This is a genomic window from Vibrio sp. 10N.222.49.C12 (assembly GCF_041475025.1).
Taxonomy (GTDB): Bacteria; Pseudomonadota; Gammaproteobacteria; order Enterobacterales; family Vibrionaceae; genus Vibrio; species Vibrio crassostreae_C.
On record NZ_JBFRVF010000010.1, the window covers coordinates 1 to 23289 of the forward strand.

Here is a 23289-nt window from a genome sequence, read left to right on the forward strand (position 1 = left end):
CGCCATGCTCGGCGCACAACTAAAAATCCAGTGCCTTGTCGACACTGGATTTTTTTATGTGCATGTGACTAGCGGTGAGCAAGCAACATGGTAGAATGCAGCCATTAATCTTATCCTCATATAAGATTGTTGAACCTTTCCATCGCTATTTAGCCAAATCATACCGAGAAACTTATGCCATTTTCCAAGCTTGGATTAAGCTCACCTATTGTTAAAGCCGTTGCAAAACAAGGCTATGAAAAGCCAACCTCTATTCAAGAAAAAGCAATTCCGATTGTTCTTTCTGGTAAGAACCTTATTGCTGCAGCACAAACAGGTACAGGTAAAACTGCGAGCTTTGTTCTCCCTATCTTAGAAATGCTAAGCAAAGGTGAAACGCAGCGTAAAAAACGTATCCGCGCAGTTATCCTGACACCAACGCGTGAGCTGGCAGTTCAGGTTGAACAGAACATCACTAAGTACGCGAAGTTCCTAAACCTAACATCACTAGCGATGTACGGTGGTGTGTCTTACCAACACCAGAAAGATCGTCTTATTGAAGGCGTGGATATTCTTGTGGCAACACCAGGTCGTTTGATCGACATGTACGGACAACGTGCCGTTCACTTTGATGAAGTGGAAGTTCTGGTTCTAGATGAAGCTGACCGCATGCTAGACATGGGTTTCATTGAAGACATCAACAAGATCATCGCGCGTCTACCACAAGACATCCAAAATCTACTGTTCTCAGCAACGCTTTCAACGCCAGTGCGCGCGCTAGCGAAAAGTGCTATCAGCGAAGCGGAAGAGATTTCGATTGCCAAGACAGATGCGTCTAAAGCGAACATTGAGCAATGGTTAGTTACCGTAGATAAAGACCGTAAGTCAGCACTATTGAGCCACATGATTACCGAAGGCAACTGGGACCAAGCGCTTATCTTTATCGAAACCAAGCACGGCGCGGCTAAGTTGGTTGCTCAACTTGAGAAACGTGGTATTCAAGCGGAAGCTTTCCACAGTGGACGTAGCCAAGCGATTCGTGAAAAAATCTTGGCTGACTTTAAGAAAGGTCGCCTAAAATACTTAGTCGCGACGGGTGTTGCTGCTCGTGGTATCGATATCGACAACCTAAGCCGCGTAGTAAACTACGACATGCCATTCCCAGCAGATGATTATGTTCACCGTATTGGTCGTACAGGCCGTGCTGATGCATCTGGTGAAGCGATCTCTTTCCTATCGAAAGATAACTTCAAAAACCTGTGCATTATTGAAAAGCGTCTGGGTCACTTGATTGAACGTCGCGTTGTTGAAGGTTTCGAACCACGCAAAGAAGTGCCAATCTCAGTATTGAACTTCGTTCCTAAGAAGAAAAGAGAACAGCAACAAGACTAAGTAATTTCAGCGACAGAAAATGCAAAGTTGCATTAACCAAAAGAAAAGTCGCATTAGCCAAAATGAAAATAAAACGAAGCCCTATGCGGCTTCGTTTTGTTCTTTGATACACAGATAAAACAGAGGTATGAGATGATTACTCCTATCGCAACGAGATTAACCCGCGGGCAAGACCTAAAGCTTGAGATCCAGAGGCTAGTGACAGCGCACAATATCTCCGCGGGCTCTATTGCGTCTTGTGTCGGATGTGTTTCTCAACTCAATATTCGCTTAGCTAATGCCAACAACACCAAGCTAGTTCAAGCTCCGTTCGAAATAGTCTCGGTGATGGCAACGCTAACCCCAAACCACCAGCATATTCATATCTCCGTTGCTGATGAGAATGGCAATGTAATTGGTGGGCATTTGCTTGAAGGGACGATTATCGCGACCACGGCTGAATTGATTGTTCACCGCTACGATACCTTGACCTTCAACAGAGAGCATGACGATTCGACGGGTTACACTGAACTTACTATCAGCAATAGCAAATAACTGATTTACCCATAGCAACACCAAACGCCCCATACAAAGCGATACTACCAAACAGCAATTAGGAAACACGATGGCTCCAAACTCCGCAGATTCCGTTATCGTTCTCGATTTCGAGACCACAGGCTTATCACCAAATATGGGCGACCGAGCGATTGAGATCGGTGCGGTTAAACTCGTTAACGGCGAAGTCGTCGACACCTTCCAGCAGCTCATGAACCCGGGATTTCGTGTGAGTGGATTCATTGAAGGTTATACCGGAATCAGTAACCGTATGTTAAGCACAGCGGCCAGTTGTAGTGAAGTGATGGATGAGTTTGCAGACTTCATTCAAGACAGCCAACTTGTCGCTCACAATGCCTCATTTGATAAGCGCTTTCTTGATGCGGAATTAGATAATATTGGTCGCGATTACAATGGACAGTTCGCTTGCTCAATGTTGATAGCTCGTCGTCTAATCCAAGACGCACCAACTCATAAGCTAGGCGACCTTGTGCGTTTCAAAAATATCGACAACGACGGTACTTTCCACAGAGCGTTAGCCGATTCAGAAATGACAGCAAGGTTGTGGTTATTAATGATCGATGAGCTGCAGAGTGACCACGGTATTCAACAGCCGAGCTTCCAATTGATGCAGAAAATATCGAAGACAGCCAAAGGTTCGATTCCAAAACTACTGATGAGCAACAGGGGTTAGGTTCCGAAATTCACCTTAAAGTGGGATGAAAGGCTAGCTCGACAATAACCGCTAGCCTTTAAAAGGGACGCTCTACTCTTGCAATGACTTCAACGTTCCTTTGAGGCTTTCTAATTCATTCATAAAATACGCCCACTGCTTGTTACTGCTGGTCGCGGCGATATCTACTAAAAACTTGGCTGATGTTTCCATATTTTGGTTGAGTTGTGACTCAAGTTCATCAGGATAATAAGCTTCATTGTTTAAAAGCAACTTCATGATAATCGGCTGAGCAATATGCAGATCGCTCTTCTTTGCCATCAGCGTCGTTAGCTCTTGATAGGTGTTGTTTTGATATTGTCGCCAACTGCTATTGGTATTTACCCACTCTTTAGACCAAGCCAAAATAATCTGTTTTTGTTCTTTCGATACTGAACCCAACCACCGTTCTGCACGCTCTTCTATTCTGCTTCGGTATCGCTCTCTCGAATCGTCATCGTTCAACGACAACCTTTCTTCATAATAGTCTTGCTGCTTTTCACGAAAGTTCTTTAAAAACTCCCTGTCTTGTTTAGGGCTAAGCTGCATACTCAAGGCGTAAATATCTGGAGCGAACTTATTGACGATTGAGCGAATATGCTCTTTCGTTTCTTCACTTTGGCCAACAATAAAAGCGGGATTCATATCCGACCGTTCTACGTTTTGAATCGCTTCTAATTGCGAAATATACAGAGGTAGCTGAGTTTCTTTATGCCATTTCTGTAATATATCTAATCGCTCTTCAAGCTCTGATTCTTGGCTATTTGAGAGGGAAACAAAATCTTCTATATAGCTAACGACAAACCAACCTATATTGTTATAGGCGAACTTGGTCCCGCACCCAGTAAATAGAAAACAGATCACTAAAACTAACCACCGGCACTTTCTCATTCTACCCTCTCACGACATTCAACAAAGCCACAAACCGATTAACTCATCCCTTTAAGGTTAGCCCAGTTTTTATAACGCTAATTCTAGCTCTTATAAAAGTAGTCTTAATAAACAGTGGTCGTAAAAACTTTGAGATAAATTGAGACCCAAACTTGCTAATCTAGCTATTTAGGCAAATGATTAAACTAAAAATGATTAATGGCAGTGATGTAACTTGATTTTATTACTCATTTGACGTGATACGAGCCCTATAAATGAGTTGGGTTGACGTATTTAAAATGATTGATATTTGGGAGGGAAGCTATGGCCGCTATTCCTGATCATCCAAGCGATTTAGAATATGAGCTTTGTTATTTTGATGATGGTTCAATAACCACAATCACGATATTCGTTCACAATCGACAGGAAGCGATGACTTGGTATCTTAGCAAAGGAAAACATATCAACGATCTTTATTCGATAAGACCCGATGAATAATGCTTTGGTATAGAGGACTAGGTCGATAAACCTAAGATAAGAAACTTAAGTGGCATTTTGTGGAACACCCTTTACTGCAATGCCATTAATTAGCAATGTCGTTAATTAGACATATCGCAGCAAAGGGATTCAGTCTCGAATTACTTCAGGATTCGGGCGCGGAATTGACGACCCTTCATTTTACCTGATTCGATTTTGTTCAGTGCTTTTTTAGCCACAGATCTTTCTACCGCTACGTAAGCACGCATTGCAAACAGATTGATCTTACCTACTGATTTACCATCAATGCCGCCTTGGCCCGTCAGTGCGCCAAGAATATCACCAGCACGAAGCTTAGCTTTCTTACCGCCATCAATTTGGATGGTAACCATGTTTGAGTAGTACGGCTTAGCAATTGGTTTTGCTGGCAGTTCAGATGGCTCGATTGGCATGTCCATGTACTCATCAATTTGAGCAACACGGTACATCTCTTTTTCGCTAAAGAAGCTGATCGCTACGCCTTTGCTTCCTGCACGGCCAGTACGACCAATACGGTGTACGTGAACTTCAGGGTCGCGAGACAATTCAAAGTTGAACACAGCATCTAGGTTATCAACATCAAGACCGCGAGCCGCAACGTCTGTCGCCACTAGAATCGAGATGGTTTTGTTTGAGAACTGAACCAAAGCTTGGTCACGTTCACGCTGTTCCATGTCACCATGAAGTTCGATAACACTGAAACCGCGGTGGCTTAGCTCATCGTTTACGTTCTGCACTTCTTTCTTAGTGTTACAGAACACAACCGCAGACTCCGGTTGGTGATGCAACAACAGCAGCTCTAGAGCGTCATCACGAGCTTCAGAACCTTCTAACTTGTAGAAGTGTTGTTGGATGCTTGAGTGATCGTGTGTTGATTCAACCTTCACCATTTCTGGATTGCGCATAATGCGGTCTGCAACAGATTTGATCTGTTTAGGGAAAGTCGCACTGAATAGCAGAGTTTGGCGTTCTTTTGGCGCCGCTTCAATCACAGCATCCAAAGCGTCTTGGAAACCCATCTCTAGCATGCGATCCGCTTCATCTAACACAAGTGTGTTCAGCTCAGACAGGTCAATGCGGCCTTTCTCTAGGTGATCAAGAATACGACCAGGTGTGCCTACAAGAATGTGTGCGCCATGCTCTAGTGAACCAATCTGTGGGCCCATTGGCATACCGCCACATAGTGTCAGCACTTTAATGTTGTGAATACCACGAGCAAGAGTACGAATCTCTTTTGCTACTTGGTCTGCAAGCTCACGAGTCGGACATAACACTAAAGACTGAACACGGAAACGCTTAACGCGTAGGTTCTGCAGCACGCCTAAACCGAAAGCAGCTGTTTTACCTGAACCCGTTTTACCCTGACCGATAACGTCCTTGCCATTTAGGATAGTAGGAAGACTTAACGCTTGGATCGGCGTCATTTCAGTATAACCAAGAGAATCTAACGTATTTAGAAGCTCTGGTTTAAGGGCGATTGAAGAGAATTTTGAAGTGCTCAATGGAAATATCCAACTGGTGAAAAACAGAGTGCATTATGAGTGTTTTTGAAAATTATTCCACCTTAATCACAGTTTTGGAGAAACATGTTAGGCGAACACAAAAAAGCCAGCTTACTTAGCTGGCTTTAACTTCTATACGAATTGCTTTCTATGGCACACCGTGACCTTTAGATGCCACCCATACGCGATACCACTGTTCGCGCGTCAGCTCGATTTTCAGTGCATCAACGGCCGTCTTCACACGCTCAATCTTACCAGAACCAATAATTGCAATTGGACTAGATGGTAAACGACGAACCCAAGCGTAAATCACTTGATCAATGCTGTCTGCACCGACTTCTTGACGAATCGCCTCTAGCTCATCACGAACGCGAACCGCTTGCGCTGAATCACCACTGAAGATGCTACCACCACCGAGACAAGACCACGCCATCGGGCGAATGCGGTTCATCTGCAGTTGATCTAGCGTGCCATCATGAGCCACTTCGAAGTTCAATGGGTTGATTTCAACTTGGTTGGTCACTAACGGCTTACCGAGTCGAGATTGAAGCAGTTCGAACTGACGCGGTGAAAAGTTAGAAACACCGAAGTGCTTAACTTTACCTACTTTGTGTAGCTCTGCGAACGCTTCTGCTACTTCATCGGCATCCATTAAAACGTCTGGGCGGTGAATCAACAATACATCGATATCGTTAACACCTAAGTGCTCTAATGAGTTATTTACTGATTGGTAAATATGCTGCGCGCTGGTGTCATAGTGATTGATCTTACGATCTGGAGTGTGGTCACCACATAGGTTGATATCGCACTTGGTGACGATTTGAATATCATCACGAAGGCTTGGTTCAAGCGCTAAAGCCTCACCAAACAACTTTTCACATTGGTAGTTACCGTAAATATCCGCGTGATCAACAGTTGTGATGCCAAGATCAATATGTTGCTTCAGGAAAGTCAGGCGTTGTTGCGGGGTCATGCCCCACTCTGCTGTACGCCAGTATCCTTGCACCAACTCAGAAAGTTCTGGGCCTTGTGGCGCTATCGTTACTCTTGCAACCATGGGTTGTCTCCTTTATCAATACTGAACGTATCCTAATCTCGTTTTACCGAAGGCTCAACGTATAACAAATGGCAAAGCTAAACGCTTATTAAAAATGTGAGAGCCGCAGAAAAACGAACACTTAAATGAATTATAACTTGCTGTCTGCCCGCGAGCCGTTCTCCTGAAAGGCTTGTTTAGCCTAATAAATAACGAAACTATCTATAAATTTGAGCAATTAAAAACGATTAAGTTCAACCGTTAAGTTGTCACCATCACTCTGTAACTGAATCCAAGGAGAAGTAGAGCTAGAAGAAGATAAGCTAGGCACATTCCACACACTCAGTTGCTCTGCTGAACCGTGAGGCGCGTTGATGAATTCGACCAGCTGTTTATCCACCTTATCGAAACCAACACCTTCATTTCGAGCTTGTTCGAGTTGAGCTGTAACATCGAATTCATCTTCACCAATACGAATTGAACTGAGAGCAAAGCCATCTTGGCGAAGGTATGCCTGAAGCTTTGTGTAACTTAGGTCCGAATATGGCAGGTTTAAGCGAACCGTTTCGACACTTGAGTCCCCCAACTCCAGTTCAACATACACATCCAGGTCGTAATATTGGGTTAAGTCACTGCACAACAAAGTACCTTCGATCTCACCACAATCCATCAACTCGATATCATTAATATAGTTTTGAGAATTCGGCAGACTTGGGTTGCTGTTAAATACTGTTCTTAGCCACCAGCTTTCGGTTGCTTGCGCTGAAAATGAAATAGCATTGAGGGACAGCATTAGAGGCAAGATTAGAACTTGAAAGATTTTCATCGACTGGGCTTATTTAGCGCTATATGAAGTGTCCATTATACGTGACCAAACGACAAACAACTGCTCGAGTCGCAAATTTTAGGCGAAAAAAAACGGGCATACATGCCCGCTAGATAATTTCATCACCGAATAACGTAATCCGTCACGTTGAGAACCATTACGAAAGAGAGAATATCACTCTCCCACAACAGTTACAACATGACATACCCATTACTTGTAGCCACCTTCAATAGCAGGCTCTTCAAGCGACAATCTGACTTTGTTACGTTGAATAGCTTCTGGCGGCAAGCTGATGAAGCCGTATTGGTTCAAAACGACTTGATGATCTTGTGACAAGGTAAGCCCAACAAAGAACTCCTCTTGTTCCGTAAAGCCTTTGCGATGCGCTGGAATATTCAAGTACATGTAATAAACCGTTGCTAACGGGTAACGACCAGAGAGGATCGTTTCTTTGTTTAGGTCGTAGTTCACACCTAGGTTATCAACCACGCTCAACCATTTCACATCAGAGATCTGATCTGAGTAAACGGTGTAACCAATGGCGGCATCTTCGTCTTCAATCTTATTAATCAGATCAGGTAAATCCGCTAAGAACTGAGTATTCGCATATTCCCCGTCAGTTCCACATTCGACCCAATTTGAAAAGGTAGTATGGCCTTTCAGGTTGTGATCAATGGCAAAGGGCAACATATGAGTATCTAGGCTTTCACCGTTACGAATATCACTACTTGCTGACCATTTTGGATGTTTAGGATCGTTAGAACAACCAAACACATCAATTAATTCAGCGACGGTGATTGATGTCGCAGGGTTATTTTCATTGGCTAGAATCGCAATCACGTCAGCGGTAAACATCAGCTCTGTTGGCCTATAACCGTAACGCATATCAAACCTAGCCATCTCTTTGTCAGTCCACTTTTTGGAAGTGATACCAACACGCGAGCGCTGCATGATCATCTGTTCTGGGACGCTGTCACTCAACAAGATTTCTAAGTCGATCTCTTGGCTCTTAAGCAGATCTTCTACAAGCCCCTGCATATTCGGCTCAATCGCGACCAAACCAATGTCACTGGCATCATTCGCGAACGTCGATGCAGAGAACAACATAGGTACAGCAGCAAGCAGTAAGCCCGATTTATTCGATAGACGTTTCATTACTGGCCTCCTACTGGATCAATCGACGTTTTAGACTCAACATCGCTATGACTATCGAGCTGCATTTCTGAAGTGAAGATGTTCCAAGATGGGTTCACTTCCATGTTCTCTGTTTTTAATACTGCAATGGTTCTACGCTTACGCTTGTGAAGGTGCTGAGTTAAGCTGGTTATCTGAGTAAACTCTTGTTCGAAGATACGCTCACCATTGATGCCTCTATCAATTAATGCGTCTCGAATCACGCCCGTTCTTTTCTTGGCCAATGCTTTGTTATACACGTTTGTACCTTCAGCACTGGTATCTCCGACCAAGGTAACCGAAGCATCAGGCTGCTCTCCTAGTAAACGCACCAACTCATTTAATACAGCGGTATGATCAGGTTTAAGGTCATACTTATCAAAATCAAATGCCACACTTAATACTTCAACGTCTTCGACAATTTTCCAATTGGCACACCCTTTAATGTCTACCGTTACACCTTCTGGCGTATCGGCACATAGATCTCGCTGGTTAATCACACCATCTCGGTCATTATCCGCTAAGTCATCAATTTGGTGGCGTGTCATTGTCGTATCAGGCGTTTCTGCACATCCTATTAGCAAGATAGAGCTAAGTAGCGCTAGTTTAAAATATCTCATTACTTATTCTCCCCTTGCCACTCTTCTGGATGTTCAATCCTCAACGCATACGTCAACATACCCATCGCATTTAACACTCGATAAGCCGCTAACGTTTGATCATATTCAGTGCTGATGAAGTTTCTTCGAGCCAAAAACACTTCTACTTTTGCATCCAGTACATCAAGAAGGCTTCGTCTGCCAACATTGAATTGCTGGATATAGCCAAGCTCTGCAATTTTCGCTGCATCAACATTCTGTTGAAGTAAGGATTTTTGCTGCTCAAGCATTTTGTAAGCGTTCCAAGCCAGTTGTGTACCTTCTCGAACCTCACGCTCTGTTCGTAATCGGATCGCCCTTGCCTCTTCCACTCGCCAAGCTGACGATTCAACCCTGGAGTCGGTAGAGAAGCCATTAAACAGGTCATAATCCATCGTCAACATGATACGTGCATCTTCATCGACACCGCCTGGCGGGTTAGATACGTTGTCATTCTTATTGGCATGAAGCTCAAGTTTTAGTTCTGGGTAGTAATCCCCTTTCTCGCGGCGCATCTCTTTACGAGCCGCGTCGATATCAAGCAAAGAGGCTTTGATTTCAGGGTGATTCTCGACAGCTTGTTCAAGTGCGACCTGTGCTGAGCTTGGTAATAGAGCGTAATCAAACCGGGGGTAAACCAAGTTCACCGCAGGTTTGCCAACCAAGCGTAGATACTGAGTTTGCAAATCAAACAGGTTGTTCTGAGCGGCGATAAGTGAAGACTGCGCGGTCGCGACACGGGCGGAGATTTGAGCCAGATCCGAGTTGCTACTCAAGCCTTTGCTCTTTTTATCTTGGATATCTTGATAGATCTCTTGGTGCTCTTTTACATTACGCTTAGACAATTCAAGTAGCGTCTCTGCTTTTAGGATATCGAGGTAATTTCTCACCACATCTAACGATACGTTTTCAGCTCGCGAAATCAGAGTTAGACGCTCAGCTTCTGCTTCGAACGTCAGTCGATCGACATTCGATGTGGTTTTAAAACCATCAAATAGTAACTGGGATACTTTAACGCCAATTTCCGTTCTCGTTAGGCCTCGATCATCGGTATCAAGTTTGCTACCACTGTTGTAGCGCGTTTCTTCATAACCTGCTGCCGCGTACAAGTTCACTTGTGGCATATACAAACCACTCGCAGCGTCTCCGTCTCTGACCACCGATTGGTATCGGGAGTATTGCGCCAATATCTCTGGGCTATAGTCGATGGCAAAGGCCACGGACTCTTCTAATGAAGCTGCTTGAGACAGCCCACTCATTAGCAAGCAAGAAGAGAGTAAGAATTTTGAATGCATTACACTTCCTTTTATATTTATGCTTTAACCCACTTCATCGTTCACGAAGTGAGTTTTCCTTAGCTCGTAAAATAGGTTTTAACCAATAACTCAATACTGTTTTCTCTCCGGTTAATATATCGACCGCGACTTGCATCCCTGGGATAATGCTAAAGGCAGAGTTTTGTTGCTGGTCTTCGTTTAACTGAATATGGGCACGATAATAGGCGTTTCCGTCTTCCGTTTGTAAGGCGTCGGCACTCACGTAAATCACCTCACCTTTAAGTCCGCCGTAAATGACGAAATCATAGGCCGTGAATTTAACTGTCGCACCTAACCCGTTATGAACAAACGCAATATCTTGTGGAGAGATTCTCGCTTCAACAATCAGGTCACTGTTTGATGGAATGATCTCAATAATCGGTTCGCCTGGACGAACAACACCACCAATAGTACGCACAAAGACCTCTTTAACTGTTCCGTCAACTGGCGCTAAGATTTGTGTTCGCTTCAGTTGGTCGGCGATCGCTTGTTGGCTTTCATTCAATTGCGCTATTTTGCTGGCAACTTCGTTCAGTTGGCCTTGTACTTTGGCACGAAAATCTAACGCGATGCTGCGGTGGTCGGCTATCGATTCTGAGTAAGCCGCTATCTGTTTCTGAGCCGCCACTTTCGAGCTGGCAATATCACCTTTCAGTTTGACCACATCACGGTTCAACTTCAGTAGTTCAACTTCAGCAACAGCACCACTCGCCACCACGTCTTTGAGCATGTTGCGTTCACGAATCACAATCTCGAGGCTGCTTTCAAGAGTCTGAATATTATTGAGCGTATCGACACGTGCTTGGTCTTGTTGCTCAATGCGAAGTGCCGCCTCTTCCAGTTCCGATTTCAACTGACCTAAACGTTCTCGATAGTTGGCTTTAGCGTTCATTAATGCCGGATGGCTCGATACATCGATGACAATATCTTGTGGCACCAAGACAACTCGTTCAAACCACTGTTTTGCATCGTTATTTAAAACAACGGTCGACAGCTCTGCTTTCAATCTTAATTGTTGGGCCAGTAAGGTATCCGCTTGTTGAGCCGACTCTAAAAAAGCCGCTTTAAAACGAGTGTCTTCGAGCTTAGCCAAGGGCTGTCCTTTCACTACTGATTGACCTTGTCGCACCATGATCTCTTGAACTAGACCGCCTTCTAAGCTCTGAATGGTTTGTACAGAAAGGCTAGGAACGACTTTGCCCTCGCCGATAACCACTTCTTCCAATGTTGCCCATGACGCCCAGCCGATAATTGAGACAATGAGTAGAGCACTTAGCCAAATCAACTTACGAGAGCGGAATGCTAAGTGGTTGTTGGTCCATTGAATATCATTACTCATGACGACCTCCCTTCACCACAGATACCGTCTTAAACCGGCTCGTACCTTTAGGTACACTTTTCTTCTGTAAAGAGAGAATTTCTTTAGGTTCACCTTCTGCCACGATTTGACCTTTATCCAATACAATCACTCGATCACACATCATCAAGAATGAAGATTTATGGGAGCTGATCAGCATTGAGGTTTCTCTCGGCATACTTTGAAGTGCATTAAAGAACTGAATCTCGGCCTTCTTGTCTAGCGCGCTGGTGGGCTCATCCATGATCAATAACTTTGGACAACGATACAGAGCTCTCGCAATGGCAACGGCTTGGCGCTGACCACCAGAAAGTAACCGACCACCCTCACCGACAGGTGTTTCAAGGCCATTGCTTAGGCGCCCCATGTAACCATTCAAACCCGACTGTTGAAGAGCTTGTCTTAGCTTTTCTTCATCAACGTTGGTCGCACCAAGCGTAACGTTGTCGTAAACACTGCCAAAAATAAGATTAGTGGTTTGCCCTACCCAACCCATGCCACTACGCAGAACGCTGGTTGGCCATAATTGCCCATCGATTTCTTGATAGAAAGCTTGTCCTGTTGTTGGCAAATACTGGCGCGCAACAATCGATAGTAGAGTTGTTTTACCCGCGCCTGCCGCACCGACAAGACCAACTCGCTCACCCGGTTTGATCTCTAGGGAAATCTCCTTTAATGCAGGACTTTGAGTCTCTGGATAAGTAAAAGTCACTTCATCTAACCTAACCCCACCATCAAAGTCTCCTTTGTCGATAACTTGGTGTTTGGACTCTTCCTGAGGTAGCTCCATAATCTGATTCAGCCCTTCAACGGCCGAACGTGTTTGCTGGAACCTCAGCAATAGAAGAGAAAGCTGGTTCACCGAACTTGCAGCGCGCCCACTCAACATCACAACGGCTATCAAACCACCCATACTCAGCAAGCCTTCAGAGATCTGATGCACGCCGAAGATGATCAGAGTGATGGTAACGATCTGCTGACTGGACTGAATAGAGTGCGTCACGATATTGGAGTAATGACGAGATTGAGTCTGCCATTGAGAGAGCGACGAAATCGTCTGTTCCCAACGCTTCTGGGTAATACCCTCAGCATTGTTTTGCTTGATATCCGGAAGGGTTGTTAAGCAATCAAACAGCTGGGCTTGTCTTTGTGTCGAGAGACGTGCGGTTTCATCGAATGTTTTCTCGACCTTGCCTTTCATCGCGATGCTCAGCACAATCAAAACAAGCATGATCGCGACAGGTATGAACATCATTGCGCCACCGAGCCAGCCGATAAGCAGTAGGAATAACAAAGTGAATGGCAGATCGACTAAAGTGACTAACGAGATAGAAGTGAAGAAATCTTTCACGCTATCGAAGTCTTGAAGCTGTCTGGCAAATGCGCCTACCGATTGAGGTCGATTTTCGAGCTTCATACCAAGGACTTTCGAGAACAGCTGAGAAGACAACTTGTTATCAATATAGCGCCCAGCCATATCAGTCACAGAGCTTCGTGAGCTTCTCAATACCCAATCAAAAATAACAACGATACCAACGCCTGCTGCTAATACCCAAAGCGTGTTAAACGCTTGGTTTGGCACAACACGGTCGTACACATTCATGGTAAATAACGGAACCACTAGCGCAAGCACGTTGATCAAGAACGAAGCGATAAACAGATCGCGATACCAAGGCTTCACTTCTTTGACCACCCGCCACAACCAACGGGTGTTGGATTTACTGTCATTGCGCTCATGTGCCTGAACACGGGCGTCATCAAGCGCTTGAGCACCCACTTGCCAAACAAATGCATCCACTTTAATGACTAAGTCTTTAAGGAGAATTTGTTGGCTTAAGTTGGATTCACAATTCAATACTTGAAAGTCGCCAACGGAGCTTTGGGTTACGACAAGAGGAGACCCTGTCGCGGACTCAACAGCAACAACAGGGAACTGACATTGATTCAATAATTCTTTTTTAACGTGGCTCAGCGTTAACCCCGATTTCTCAATGGCTCTTGGGAAAAGGGATTCATTGAGCCTGCCTTCATTTAAAGGTAGGCCAGACACTATTTTGGAAGGGTGACTGCGAACATTAAAATGCTCACACAACCACTCAACACAAGCTAGCCAGCTGTCTTTTTGTTCTACCAATCTAAACTTCCTTTTATAGACTGTACATCTAACTTACAGCGTTAAATTATTGTCTTCTATCATTTTTTGTAAAATTTGTGCTTCTAATGCACTGCTACTGTCACCTTGATACAGATCGTCGTACGTGACATCAGCTAGCAAGATGTTTTGTTGAACGTCTTCGTCACCATTAGGTTTAATAGAAATGGTCACACCTTCACCAGATTCTTCTAAATCTAGATATTGTGTTGCCCCTAGCCCTGTATTAAGCCCTAGGCTTCCCAAAATACCCGAGAGGTCAATTGCATCAGTGTCTGGAGACGCATCAAAATCTTGAATCACATCGTAGCTTGGTGCTTCTGCACTCCCTAAGCCTGAAGATGCGAACACAAAATTGTCAGAGCCTGTACCGCCAATCAACAGATCGTTATCATCTGTCGCGGTAATCGTAGAATCCCCTTCAGCGACAAACTCAATCGATACGGTTTGGGGTAACCCGACCGCTTGGTTATTGCCTATCTCTGCAGACGGCTCTATCGTTAGGTCAAATTGATCACCACTGTTGTAGCCCCCGGTAATCGCTAGGTTAGGCACATCTGCCAAGTCCACCACATATTGACCATAGACCATAGAGCCGTGTGAGAACGTCAAACCTGCGGGAATATCATGAATTGTAATGAAGCCCACTTCTGAATCAGCAGGGTTTACAAGAGAAAGGTCTAAACCAAGAGGAATCGTGCCACTTGCTTCTGCCACGATCGAAGAATATTCAACGCTCAATAACGGTGCATCAGGCTCTGGTGTGATAATAAGCGTCATGTCTTGCGAGCTCGGGTCACCCGTGTCGACCACTAACTCACCGAGTACCGTATTTTGATCAACCGTTCGGCCGGTAATCGTAATATCGAGGTTACCAAACGCATCGCCTGCAAAGAATTCGAGCTCATCAACAGAACTTGCTTTAACGAGGATCGTCGCCTGTATGATGCCACCAACACTGGTGAAAGAACTGGTTTCTGATCCAATTCGAATTCGGTCTAACCCAACTAACCCTGATGGGTCCGAAGTTCCATTCACTGTTACCGTAATTGCTAAAAACTCATCACTGTTAGTTTCAAAGCTATTGGCATCAAGAGGAATCACGATGCCATCATCTTCACTTCCAGTGAGCTGTTCAGGTAAATCGAAGAACTCAACTTTGTCACCTATAGGGTTAACACCTACAGTAAATTCAGATTGTGTATAACGGATATCCGTCGTACCAATTTCTTGAGTAATCGCCTCTAGAGACAGATTAATGTCACCACTAAAGTCTCTTGGTGGCAGAATGACTAGATTAGATAACTGACTTGGATCTAACTGCCACTCATAGGTAGGGTTTCCATCGAAGGTACCGCCATCAGCACCATTGTTTGGAACCAACTCATAGTTGTCTCCGATTTTAATAGCGACAACTGCGCCTTCAGGAACTCCCTTTAACGAAAGCGACATGTTTTCAGAACCATCTTGGTCAATGAGCTCTGCGCTAAGTGATGACAATGAAATGTAGTTATCCTCGTCGCCGACTATATCCTCTGTCACCAAGTTCGCCGCATCAGCGACTGGCTCAACGGTGATCGTGACTACGGTCGTTTTATCTTGCGTATCCGTTTCAACGACACAATCCGCTTCATCGGTAATATTTGCAGTTACCGTGAAGGTGATATCGCCGCTGTAATGTTCAGGTGGTGTTACCAACACATCACTCAAGCGGCTAGGATCCGTTACCGTCCAAGTACCATTGCCATTATCAACTAACAACCCGGTGTCAGTTGGAGTTTCAGACAAGGTCGCTCCATTCGAAATGCTCACCGTTAGAGAGTTAACGGTTTCTTTACCGGTAGCGCTATTGCCTTCACCAGTGATTAATTGTCCATCTTCAACGCTATCACCAAGAACCAGTTCAAGGTTAAGGTCTGTCGCGATGTCTTCTTGAATGGTTGTGGAGTCGGCTTCAACCGTAATGTCATCGACCACAGGCAGAACTTGGATACTAATGGTTTGGGCCGTCGTCACCGTATCACCGCTACATGGTGAGGTCTCAATTGTCTCTATGGTGAAATCAATACACCCTGCAAAATCTTCATCCAAGCCCGTTAACGTTAGTTTCGAGAGTCCATCTGCAGTGATCGAGTAACCAACTACTTCGCCAGCCGCGTCATATTCCGCAATAACACCATCACCCGAAATCTCGACGCCTTCAGGAAGAGAATCGGCAGGAATATAGAAAGAGATCGTATTGTCTGGGTCATTCGCTACATTAGTATTGAGCAAGCCCGTTAAATCGATATCTTCACCTTCATTAGTCTTAATATCACCACCCGGTTGAATGGGACTTGGTGGGCCAACAGGGTCACAAGAACCGCCACCGCCGTCATGACCAGTAATTTGCAGCGGGAAAGTCGCATCAATATATCTCGCATCATCACCATCAATCACACGAGCACGAACCACAATATCCAGTACCGGAGTATCACTTGGGCTGGAAATCGTCGCATTATCTAAAATGTACGCTGCAAGTTCTTGGAAAGAGTCACTCGTTAACCCATCCGCAGATATGATCCAATTCCCAGAGCTATCTTGAGCGGCACCATTAGGGTGCTCAACAATCAACGAATAGCCGTCGGGAATCTCGATCAAAATATAATCTAGGTACTCTGACCCATCGATATCCGCGTCGACGAACGTCACGGCGTTAGAGATATCAACAGGCGAGCCATCTGTACTCTGTAACAGCTCTGTAGAGCCTTCTAATCGAGTATCTAGCTCGACACGAGCATCGACAGTCACGCTAATGGATCCGGTAATATCTTTAATATCCGTTGCACCAGTTGGAGAGGTATCCGTGACTTCATAGGTGATAGGAATTGAGAATGTTCCGCTTAAATCTTCTGTCGCTGTAACAGAAAGCCTGCCGCTGCTTAGAAGATCCGAAAGCGTTGGCGTTGTTGAGTCCAGTAGAGTATCCAAATCTAAGCCTGAAGCTGGGACCTGAATAACACTCCCATCAAAATAAAGAGTGAGATCTGCAGGTAGGCTATCAATGACATATCCCGTCAAGGATTCGCTGCCATCAATATCCTGATTCACTGAAGGTTCAAGGTTCAGGCCGATTTGACTGTCTTCGATGCCTTGAGTACTGACCACTTGACCGTCTTCTTGATCAACGACCGGCGCTAGCTCTACTTTAAGTGTCATAGGAAACTCGCCCGAATCACCATCGGGCTCAGTTGAGATAGCAATAACGGTGAGTTCTAATTCACCACTAAAATCAAGAACTGGCTTGAGATACAGATCATCCAGTTGAGCGTTAGAGACTTGGAATACGGGCCCTGTCACATCATCAACATACGCAATCGTCAGCGATACTGGTTCACCCAACGCATCCACCAGCAAAGTGCCTTCAGGAATGTTAGTAAGCAGTATGTTGATCTCTTCTGAAACATCGTCATCCGTCGTTTGTATGAGGAAGTCGAGCTGTATTAACCCATCTTCATTCAAGACCGATTGGTTGCTGATGACTTTACTGTCACTGTCGTATTGCCAATGACCATTACCACCGTCTACCGCGATAGGTTCATCCACAACACCTTTCAAAAAGATATTGATGGTTTTTGTATCACTTGACGCTTGCCCATTGATAGGAATAAGTGAATCGATCGTCGACTCAGTCGCTATTGCTGTTACGTCTATTGACAGATCTTCAGTAAAGGAACTGATGTCTTCTTTAGGCTGAATATAAGCAACACCATTGGCGATAGCTTCGGCAGTGACTGAATAGGAATTATTGCCTATCTTTGCGGTACCATCACCTTCAACAGACCAGCCATCTTGAACTTGGATAATATAACTTAACGATTCAGAACCATCGGTGTCCGCCAAAGCGCCTTCAATAACGTCTTTGAGGTAAATAGCTTCATCCTCTAGTCCCTTGTAGTCTTTAACAGACACATGAGGAGTATCAGCATCAGGTGAAATATCGACAGTAACGGTATGTACAATACTTGCCGTTTTATCATCTGGGTCAGCGAATGAATTGCCAGACTCTGTTGCAACCGCAGTAATCTCAAACTCAAAGCGACCCGCTAGGTTGTCGTCAGCCCTGATTTCCATTTTATCAATCTGAGCCTGTGTGTAAGATTTCCCTTCTTTGACTGCGTTGCCATTTAACGTCAAATTCAAGCCGTCAGGAATCCCACTAATCTGGTAGCTCAATGTTTCTGACGTATCTTTATCCACCAGCTGAGCTGTTATGTCCAAACTGACTGGGTCTGAGTCATCTTCTACTGAATGATAGGAGAATACGGAAGCCGACCAATCCGGTGCATCAGCCACCGGTAAAACAGACACTGCAACATCAGCCGTCAGTTCTTTAGGATCCGTATCAGTGCTAATGATTGCGTTGATCGCTAGGATAACCGTTGAGGTAGTATTGGATTCATGAAGCGCGGGACGATAAGTCAACTGTCCATTAGGCCCAGTGAACTGACTATCAATCGCTGCCAATTGACTTCCAGACAAGGTGACCTTGCCGTCTACAACTTGAAGCAACACCCCATCAAGGTACAAGCTACCACCGTTTAGCGATGCTTCTGAGAACTCGATAGCAGTAACGGTTTCGCTTTGGTCGACATCGCCGGTTGCCACACTTACAACGATAATCGCGTCATTGTCTTCTGTGGTTTCAGAATCTTCATAACGAATAAAACCTTCGTTATCATCCAGAATAAGCTCAGCAGTACTGGTAACTTTATCACCGTCCGCATCTCGCACCAGATAATCGATGTCATCGACGATCTTAGGATCTGCAGGGTTTGTTGATACATTGGGATTTGTAGTCAGCTGGTAGCTACCATCTGAAGAAAGCGTAAACTGACCGTAAGTAGACCCACCATCATAATCATTAATTAGATTAATCGTGATAGGAGTGCCTGCGTTATCAAAGGTATAGGTAGTACCGCGATAGTCAAAACTTACAATGGTTGCGCCATCGGCACCTGCGAATTTTTCTGTTAGAAATTGTCCATTAAGGTCATCACCCTCAACCATTTCAATTGCCCCTGAACGCGCAACTGGGACAGCATCTGTTACGTTGACAGAATAAATTGCCGGATCAGAGCTATCGCCGTCCGCATCGTTGACCACCAATTCAAAATTGAGGGCTAGATTATTCTCTCCATCAGCATTGGCGTGATCGAGAGGTGCATAAAGGTCGAACTCTGTTGTCCCTTCAGTATTAAAACGAATCCTAAATATATTGTTTCCATCAGAATCTTGACCGTAATACCAACCATCAGAATCGACAGCTTGCAGTGAAATGTCTTTCCCTGCACTCGAATATGAAAGTGCATCAAACGCAGCGGTGTCGACCGTCACAGAGACAACATCATCGGAACCTTCGATGATTCCTAACGAAGGGCTAGAATCTTCAACACCAACCTGTTCGCTGTCTCCAAGCAGACCGTCTTCATCAACAGAAATGCTTCCGATAACAGTAATTTTAGGGTTTGCACCATCGTAAATCTTAATATCAGATTCTTGTGTATCTCGTGAACCGTCTGAATCGATTGTGACGATTGAGGCTGGAATCGACAGCTCTGTGTCCTTCACACCGGTTCCGTGGTCTATTGACTGGTACAAATCAATCTCAACCGTGACATTCGTGGAACCATTGGCTTCTAAGCTAAAATCTTCAGGAAGTCTCACTTGGAAAACAGCATCGCCATTCGACAATACCGCATCAAACGTTCCATCCCCATTATCTCGCCAAGACAATGCTTCACCATTACGTGTCACCGCCTCACCGTCACTATCAAGAACGGCTTGGCCAGTTGTCACATCTAACCCCAAGAACACGAGTGGATCGTTGCCCGCACTCACGGCTAAGCTTGCACTCGCTGTTGTTCCAACACCAGACGGGGTTGTATCAGCAACAGGGTTTTCACTCAACTCGACCATGCCAGAGCCAATCGTAGGCTCCCCACCATCCGTAATCGAGACGTTCAAGGTTAATTGAGTTTCATCGTTGTCATCATCTTTTGCTGTGATGACAAAAGGAATTTGGTCGGTTCCATTCGTTTGGTCGAGGCCCTTGAATAGTTCAAAGATGTAAGTGACATCAGTATCGGTCTCACCTGACAGAGAGGTAAAGCTCAAGGTGAACGCTTTATTTTCAGCACTTTCAGAGCCAACATAACCAGTAAGTTCATTTCCGTCTGCAGAGACCACATAGATGATCTGTACACCCCCACTAAACAACTGCGGCTGATCTCCAACATCAAAAAATACAGACTCAACAAAGTCACTTCCGACGTTGAGATTGAAAGTGCCAGTATCTGAAACACTGCCGTGAATAAGATCTGATTCGTCCACAGCAGCATTGCTAGTTGAAGTTAATATTGGGTCGGCTCCATCCTGGATGATCCAGTCGAATTGCCCTTGTTTTAAAGAAGTGCCATCTAAATCCGTTCCATCAATAATAAGTGGCAGGGTTATGGAGTCGTTGCTGAACAGGTGGTTGATAGACTGTTCTAACACTAATGTGACATCTGCTAGAACATCGATACCACTAGCGACTGCACTCAACGTTAGCGTGAATATCGTTTCACCATTTGCTTGTGCGGTAATCGTTTTACCATCATTCGCTAACGTGTAGGTTAGAGGAAAGTTCTCATCTCCGGTCGTCAAGCCCAAGGCGTCTAACTGCACCAGAGTATTAGCATTAAATACAATAGAAGCGGGATCTGGATTATCTGATCCAGCGGAAACGGTAAACTGGCCGACTACAGTTTGAATTCCATCAGACACATCACCTTCAGAGCTGGTCGTTGTCCCATCAACAACTAGCCCTGCATCACCATCAAAAATATCAATGACCGCAGTGCCGTTTCCGAAATCATTACTGATGTCGCCAGCAACATAGTTGAAGGTGATGTTCTGATCAACTGTGTGGTCCAAATTCCTGTTGGCGACGAACGTCCAATGACCATTCGCAAATACGGTCAAGGTGCCTTCGCTAGTAGCAAATGAAACCGGAGAGCCACCAACAATCGTCTTGGTCGTACCATCAACTTCAACACTTTTTATCGTAAGTTGAGTATCCAAATCGATGTCGTTATTCAACACGTTCCCTGACGCAATCTCACCCTCGATCATTTGATAAGACTCATCAAAAACCAGAGGTTCAGAATCTTTGATGACAATAGGTAAACGTCCTATCACTAACTCCGTTGTACCATCAGCATCGGTTTGCAAACCTTCGATGAGCAAAGCCGTCAGAATTGAATCTAACCCAGCTTCCTGATCAATCGCCTTATAAAAATTGATATTTACGTTGCTGCCGGAAATTGACGCATCGAATACTTTTTGCCCATCGCTTCGTGTGCCAATTAGGCTTTGTTTATCAGCCGATACAGCAACGGTTATCGATAGGGTTTGAGAAGTTAGTGACTCTGCGATGCTTTGATCATCGCTAAAAGAGAAGTCCGCATAATCGATGCGAATATCAGAGGTCTGAGTTTGATTTCCAAAAATCCCGACAACAGTTTCTGAGAACACAACCGACTCGGGCAGTATAATGCTTGGCATATCATCGATAGCTTGATTGCCTACCGTATTGAAAACTTTGGCATCAACCGTCCATTCTGACGCCAAGTTTAGGGACGAGACATCTATATTTTCAACAACCCAATTACCTGATGCATCAACAACACCCTCAAACACAAGAGTCTGAGAGCCATCATTAACTTCAATATAAACAGGAAGACCTTCGGCAACATTGGTTGTGCCTTGCATGGTTGTAAGTTGGCCGCCACGAAATGCCAAAATACTAAAACCGTCTAGCGTATCAATGTCTATAACAGGCGAAACAGTATCAATAACAATTTGCCCTGCGCTATTTATTGCAGAAGCAGGGTTACCGGCAACGTCAACAGTGTCAGCCTCAATTTGAATGCCACCATCGGAAAAGCTGGTTAGATCCACGCCTTCAACTGACCAAGCACCATCAATCACAGTTGCCGTCAGAACAATGACATTCGTTGTGCTGTCAGAAATACGAATATTGACCGTTTGGCCATCTTCTACGTTCTGTACCGTACCAAAGAATTTAGCCGACTGAATTTCGAAGCTATTGAGGACACCGTCGCCACCATCATCAACCGCAGCGGTGATGTCCGCTAGCGTATCTTTCACGATCGTGTCGGTCGCTGTTGTAGGGTTTCCAGCAATATCGATAGTATTGGCAACAACGGTTAGCTCACCTTCTGCAAAGCTTGAGTAGTCTTGAAGAGTCAGAGTCCAAGTTCCGCCGGATACTTCCGTTGTGTATTCTTGTATCGTTCCTTGGCTATCGGTAATTGAAATGTTGATGGTTTGCCCATCTTCTACATTGGCAATCGTACCAACTAGCACCCCATTCGATATTTCAAATTGATTGTAAAACTCATCACCAAAGCCATCGAAGTCAACCTCAATGTTGGCTAATGTGTCTTTGATTGTGGAATCGTTAGCTGCAATGCTATTGCCAAAATCATCAGCAATGACAGCATCGACTTGAAGATCCCCCTCCTCCAATGAAGAGAGGTCGACGCCATTGACGACATACGTTTCATCGCTTGTGATGGCTGTGGTGGTTACTGTGTTTCCGTTAACATCAGTGATGGTCAGAACAACGGTACGCCCGTCTCGAACATCCACTGCCGAGCCCGTAATCGTGACACTTGGTACTTCAAACTGATTTTCGTAACCGTCTCCACCATCCAAAATATCAACGGTTAATAGTGCACTAGGTAACAGAATATCAAGGTTACCCTCATTCGAGGTTGTATCTTCGTCGGCATATTCTGCAGGACGCGTATCAAAACCCGCCTCAGCGAGCGTTTCATCTAAGGTGGAACGAACATAAGCAATAAAAGAGGCGCTGGAACTAGGTTGATCATTTACTGAGTTAGGCTGTTGAGGTGCGCTTTCAATGTTGTTGACGAGTTCGGTGACCACCTTTTCCAACTGTTGTTCAACTGCGGCGATTTGTGGTTCGGTTAGGGGCTGAGCCTCTTGTAAATTCTGAGGTTCAATGCTGACGACTTGCACGCCTTCAACTTTTGGCTGCGTAGCAGGTAATTGAAGCCAAGTCCCATCAGGGAATACTTGCCACACAACACCACCAACTTCGATATATAAAATAGGATCCATCCTAAACCTCTTCCTTACAAAAACGCTGACCTTGAGAACATCAATTTACTCAATAAAAAGCCGGAGAAATCAGCACACTCTCTTTAGTTAATAC

At 44.8% G+C, this 23289-nt stretch carries 14 protein-coding genes; 4 read left to right on the top strand and 10 right to left on the bottom strand.

Annotated elements, in window-relative coordinates:
* The first annotated feature begins 174 nt into the window (after window positions 1-174).
* The 3 genes from AB4583_RS02860 (at window position 175) to AB4583_RS02870 (ending at window position 2599) form a co-directional block, all read left to right on the top strand.
* Complete coding sequence (locus tag AB4583_RS02860; RefSeq protein ID WP_017064352.1) at window positions 175-1371, top strand: DEAD/DEAH box helicase; 1197 nt, start codon at window positions 175-177, stop codon at window positions 1369-1371.
* Window positions 1372-1503: 132 nt separating this feature from the next.
* Window positions 1504-1905 (top strand): PPC domain-containing DNA-binding protein, encoded by a 402-nt coding sequence (locus AB4583_RS02865; protein WP_017059481.1) that lies wholly within the window; start codon window positions 1504-1506, stop codon window positions 1903-1905.
* Window positions 1906-1975: 70 nt separating this feature from the next.
* Window positions 1976-2599 carry a PolC-type DNA polymerase III gene (locus AB4583_RS02870; protein WP_017059480.1) on the top strand — a complete coding sequence of 208 codons (624 nt, stop codon included), beginning with the start codon at window positions 1976-1978 and terminating at the stop codon, window positions 2597-2599.
* A 72-nt stretch (window positions 2600-2671) separates the two neighbouring features.
* On the opposite strand, the gene AB4583_RS02875 is transcribed toward AB4583_RS02870, so the two are convergent.
* Window positions 2672-3508: a DUF6279 family lipoprotein gene (locus AB4583_RS02875; RefSeq protein WP_372116368.1), complete on the bottom strand. Its 837-nt coding sequence runs from the start codon at window positions 3506-3508 to the stop codon at window positions 2672-2674.
* A 303-nt stretch (window positions 3509-3811) separates the two neighbouring features.
* Here AB4583_RS02875 and AB4583_RS02880 point away from each other — a divergent pair, with 303 nt between their 5' ends.
* A complete protein-coding gene (locus AB4583_RS02880; RefSeq protein WP_372116370.1) occupies window positions 3812-3985 on the top strand; it encodes an RNA helicase in 174 nt (57 codons plus the stop codon).
* A gap of 140 nt (window positions 3986-4125) precedes the next feature.
* Here AB4583_RS02880 and dbpA read toward each other — a convergent pair whose 3' ends face one another.
* The 9 genes from dbpA to AB4583_RS02925 form a co-directional block, all read right to left on the bottom strand.
* A complete protein-coding gene (dbpA, locus tag AB4583_RS02885; RefSeq protein WP_017064348.1) occupies window positions 4126-5505 on the bottom strand; it encodes an ATP-dependent RNA helicase DbpA in 1380 nt (459 codons plus the stop codon).
* A 148-nt stretch (window positions 5506-5653) separates the two neighbouring features.
* Window positions 5654-6562, bottom strand: a complete 909-nt coding sequence (locus AB4583_RS02890) for an aldo/keto reductase family oxidoreductase (RefSeq protein ID WP_017064347.1) — start codon at window positions 6560-6562, stop codon at window positions 5654-5656.
* Window positions 6563-6779: 217 nt separating this feature from the next.
* On the bottom strand, window positions 6780-7367 hold the full coding sequence (locus tag AB4583_RS02895) for a hypothetical protein (RefSeq protein WP_017059475.1): 588 nt from the start codon (window positions 7365-7367) through the stop codon (window positions 6780-6782).
* 210 nt (window positions 7368-7577) lie between these two features.
* Window positions 7578-8522, bottom strand: coding sequence for a PstS family phosphate ABC transporter substrate-binding protein (locus AB4583_RS02900; RefSeq protein WP_372116372.1), 945 nt, complete (start codon window positions 8520-8522; stop codon window positions 7578-7580).
* Window positions 8522-9160 carry an OmpA family protein gene (locus AB4583_RS02905; RefSeq protein ID WP_372116374.1) on the bottom strand — a complete coding sequence of 213 codons (639 nt, stop codon included), beginning with the start codon at window positions 9158-9160 and terminating at the stop codon, window positions 8522-8524. Before AB4583_RS02905 ends, AB4583_RS02900 begins: the two co-directional genes overlap by 1 nt.
* Complete coding sequence (locus AB4583_RS02910) at window positions 9160-10473, bottom strand: TolC family outer membrane protein (RefSeq protein WP_017059472.1); 1314 nt, start codon at window positions 10471-10473, stop codon at window positions 9160-9162. Before AB4583_RS02910 ends, AB4583_RS02905 begins: the two co-directional genes overlap by 1 nt.
* A 34-nt stretch (window positions 10474-10507) precedes the next feature.
* Window positions 10508-11833: an HlyD family type I secretion periplasmic adaptor subunit gene (locus AB4583_RS02915; protein WP_372116376.1), complete on the bottom strand. Its 1326-nt coding sequence runs from the start codon at window positions 11831-11833 to the stop codon at window positions 10508-10510.
* Window positions 11826-13985 (bottom strand): type I secretion system permease/ATPase, encoded by a 2160-nt coding sequence (locus AB4583_RS02920; protein ID WP_372116378.1) that lies wholly within the window; start codon window positions 13983-13985, stop codon window positions 11826-11828. Before AB4583_RS02920 ends, AB4583_RS02915 begins: the two co-directional genes overlap by 8 nt.
* Before the next feature lie 33 nt (window positions 13986-14018).
* On the bottom strand, window positions 14019-23195 hold the full coding sequence (locus AB4583_RS02925; RefSeq protein WP_372116380.1) for an RTX toxin: 9177 nt from the start codon (window positions 23193-23195) through the stop codon (window positions 14019-14021).
* Window positions 23196-23289: the final 94 nt, after the last annotated feature.

Coding starts and splice junctions, on each gene's coding strand:
- AB4583_RS02860 (WP_017064352.1), top strand. CDS start 175: ATGCCATTTTCCAAGCTTGGATTAAGCTCACCTATTGTTAAAGCCGTT.
- AB4583_RS02865 (WP_017059481.1), top strand. CDS start 1,504: ATGATTACTCCTATCGCAACGAGATTAACCCGCGGGCAAGACCTAAAG.
- AB4583_RS02870 (WP_017059480.1), top strand. CDS start 1,976: ATGGCTCCAAACTCCGCAGATTCCGTTATCGTTCTCGATTTCGAGACC.
- AB4583_RS02875 (WP_372116368.1), bottom strand. CDS start 3,508: ATGAGAAAGTGCCGGTGGTTAGTTTTAGTGATCTGTTTTCTATTTACT.
- AB4583_RS02880 (WP_372116370.1), top strand. CDS start 3,812: ATGGCCGCTATTCCTGATCATCCAAGCGATTTAGAATATGAGCTTTGT.
- AB4583_RS02890 (WP_017064347.1), bottom strand. CDS start 6,562: ATGGTTGCAAGAGTAACGATAGCGCCACAAGGCCCAGAACTTTCTGAG.
- AB4583_RS02895 (WP_017059475.1), bottom strand. CDS start 7,367: ATGAAAATCTTTCAAGTTCTAATCTTGCCTCTAATGCTGTCCCTCAAT.
- AB4583_RS02900 (WP_372116372.1), bottom strand. CDS start 8,522: ATGAAACGTCTATCGAATAAATCGGGCTTACTGCTTGCTGCTGTACCT.
- AB4583_RS02905 (WP_372116374.1), bottom strand. CDS start 9,160: ATGAGATATTTTAAACTAGCGCTACTTAGCTCTATCTTGCTAATAGGA.
- AB4583_RS02910 (WP_017059472.1), bottom strand. CDS start 10,473: ATGCATTCAAAATTCTTACTCTCTTCTTGCTTGCTAATGAGTGGGCTG.
- AB4583_RS02915 (WP_372116376.1), bottom strand. CDS start 11,833: ATGAGTAATGATATTCAATGGACCAACAACCACTTAGCATTCCGCTCT.
- AB4583_RS02925 (WP_372116380.1), bottom strand. CDS start 23,195: ATGGATCCTATTTTATATATCGAAGTTGGTGGTGTTGTGTGGCAAGTA.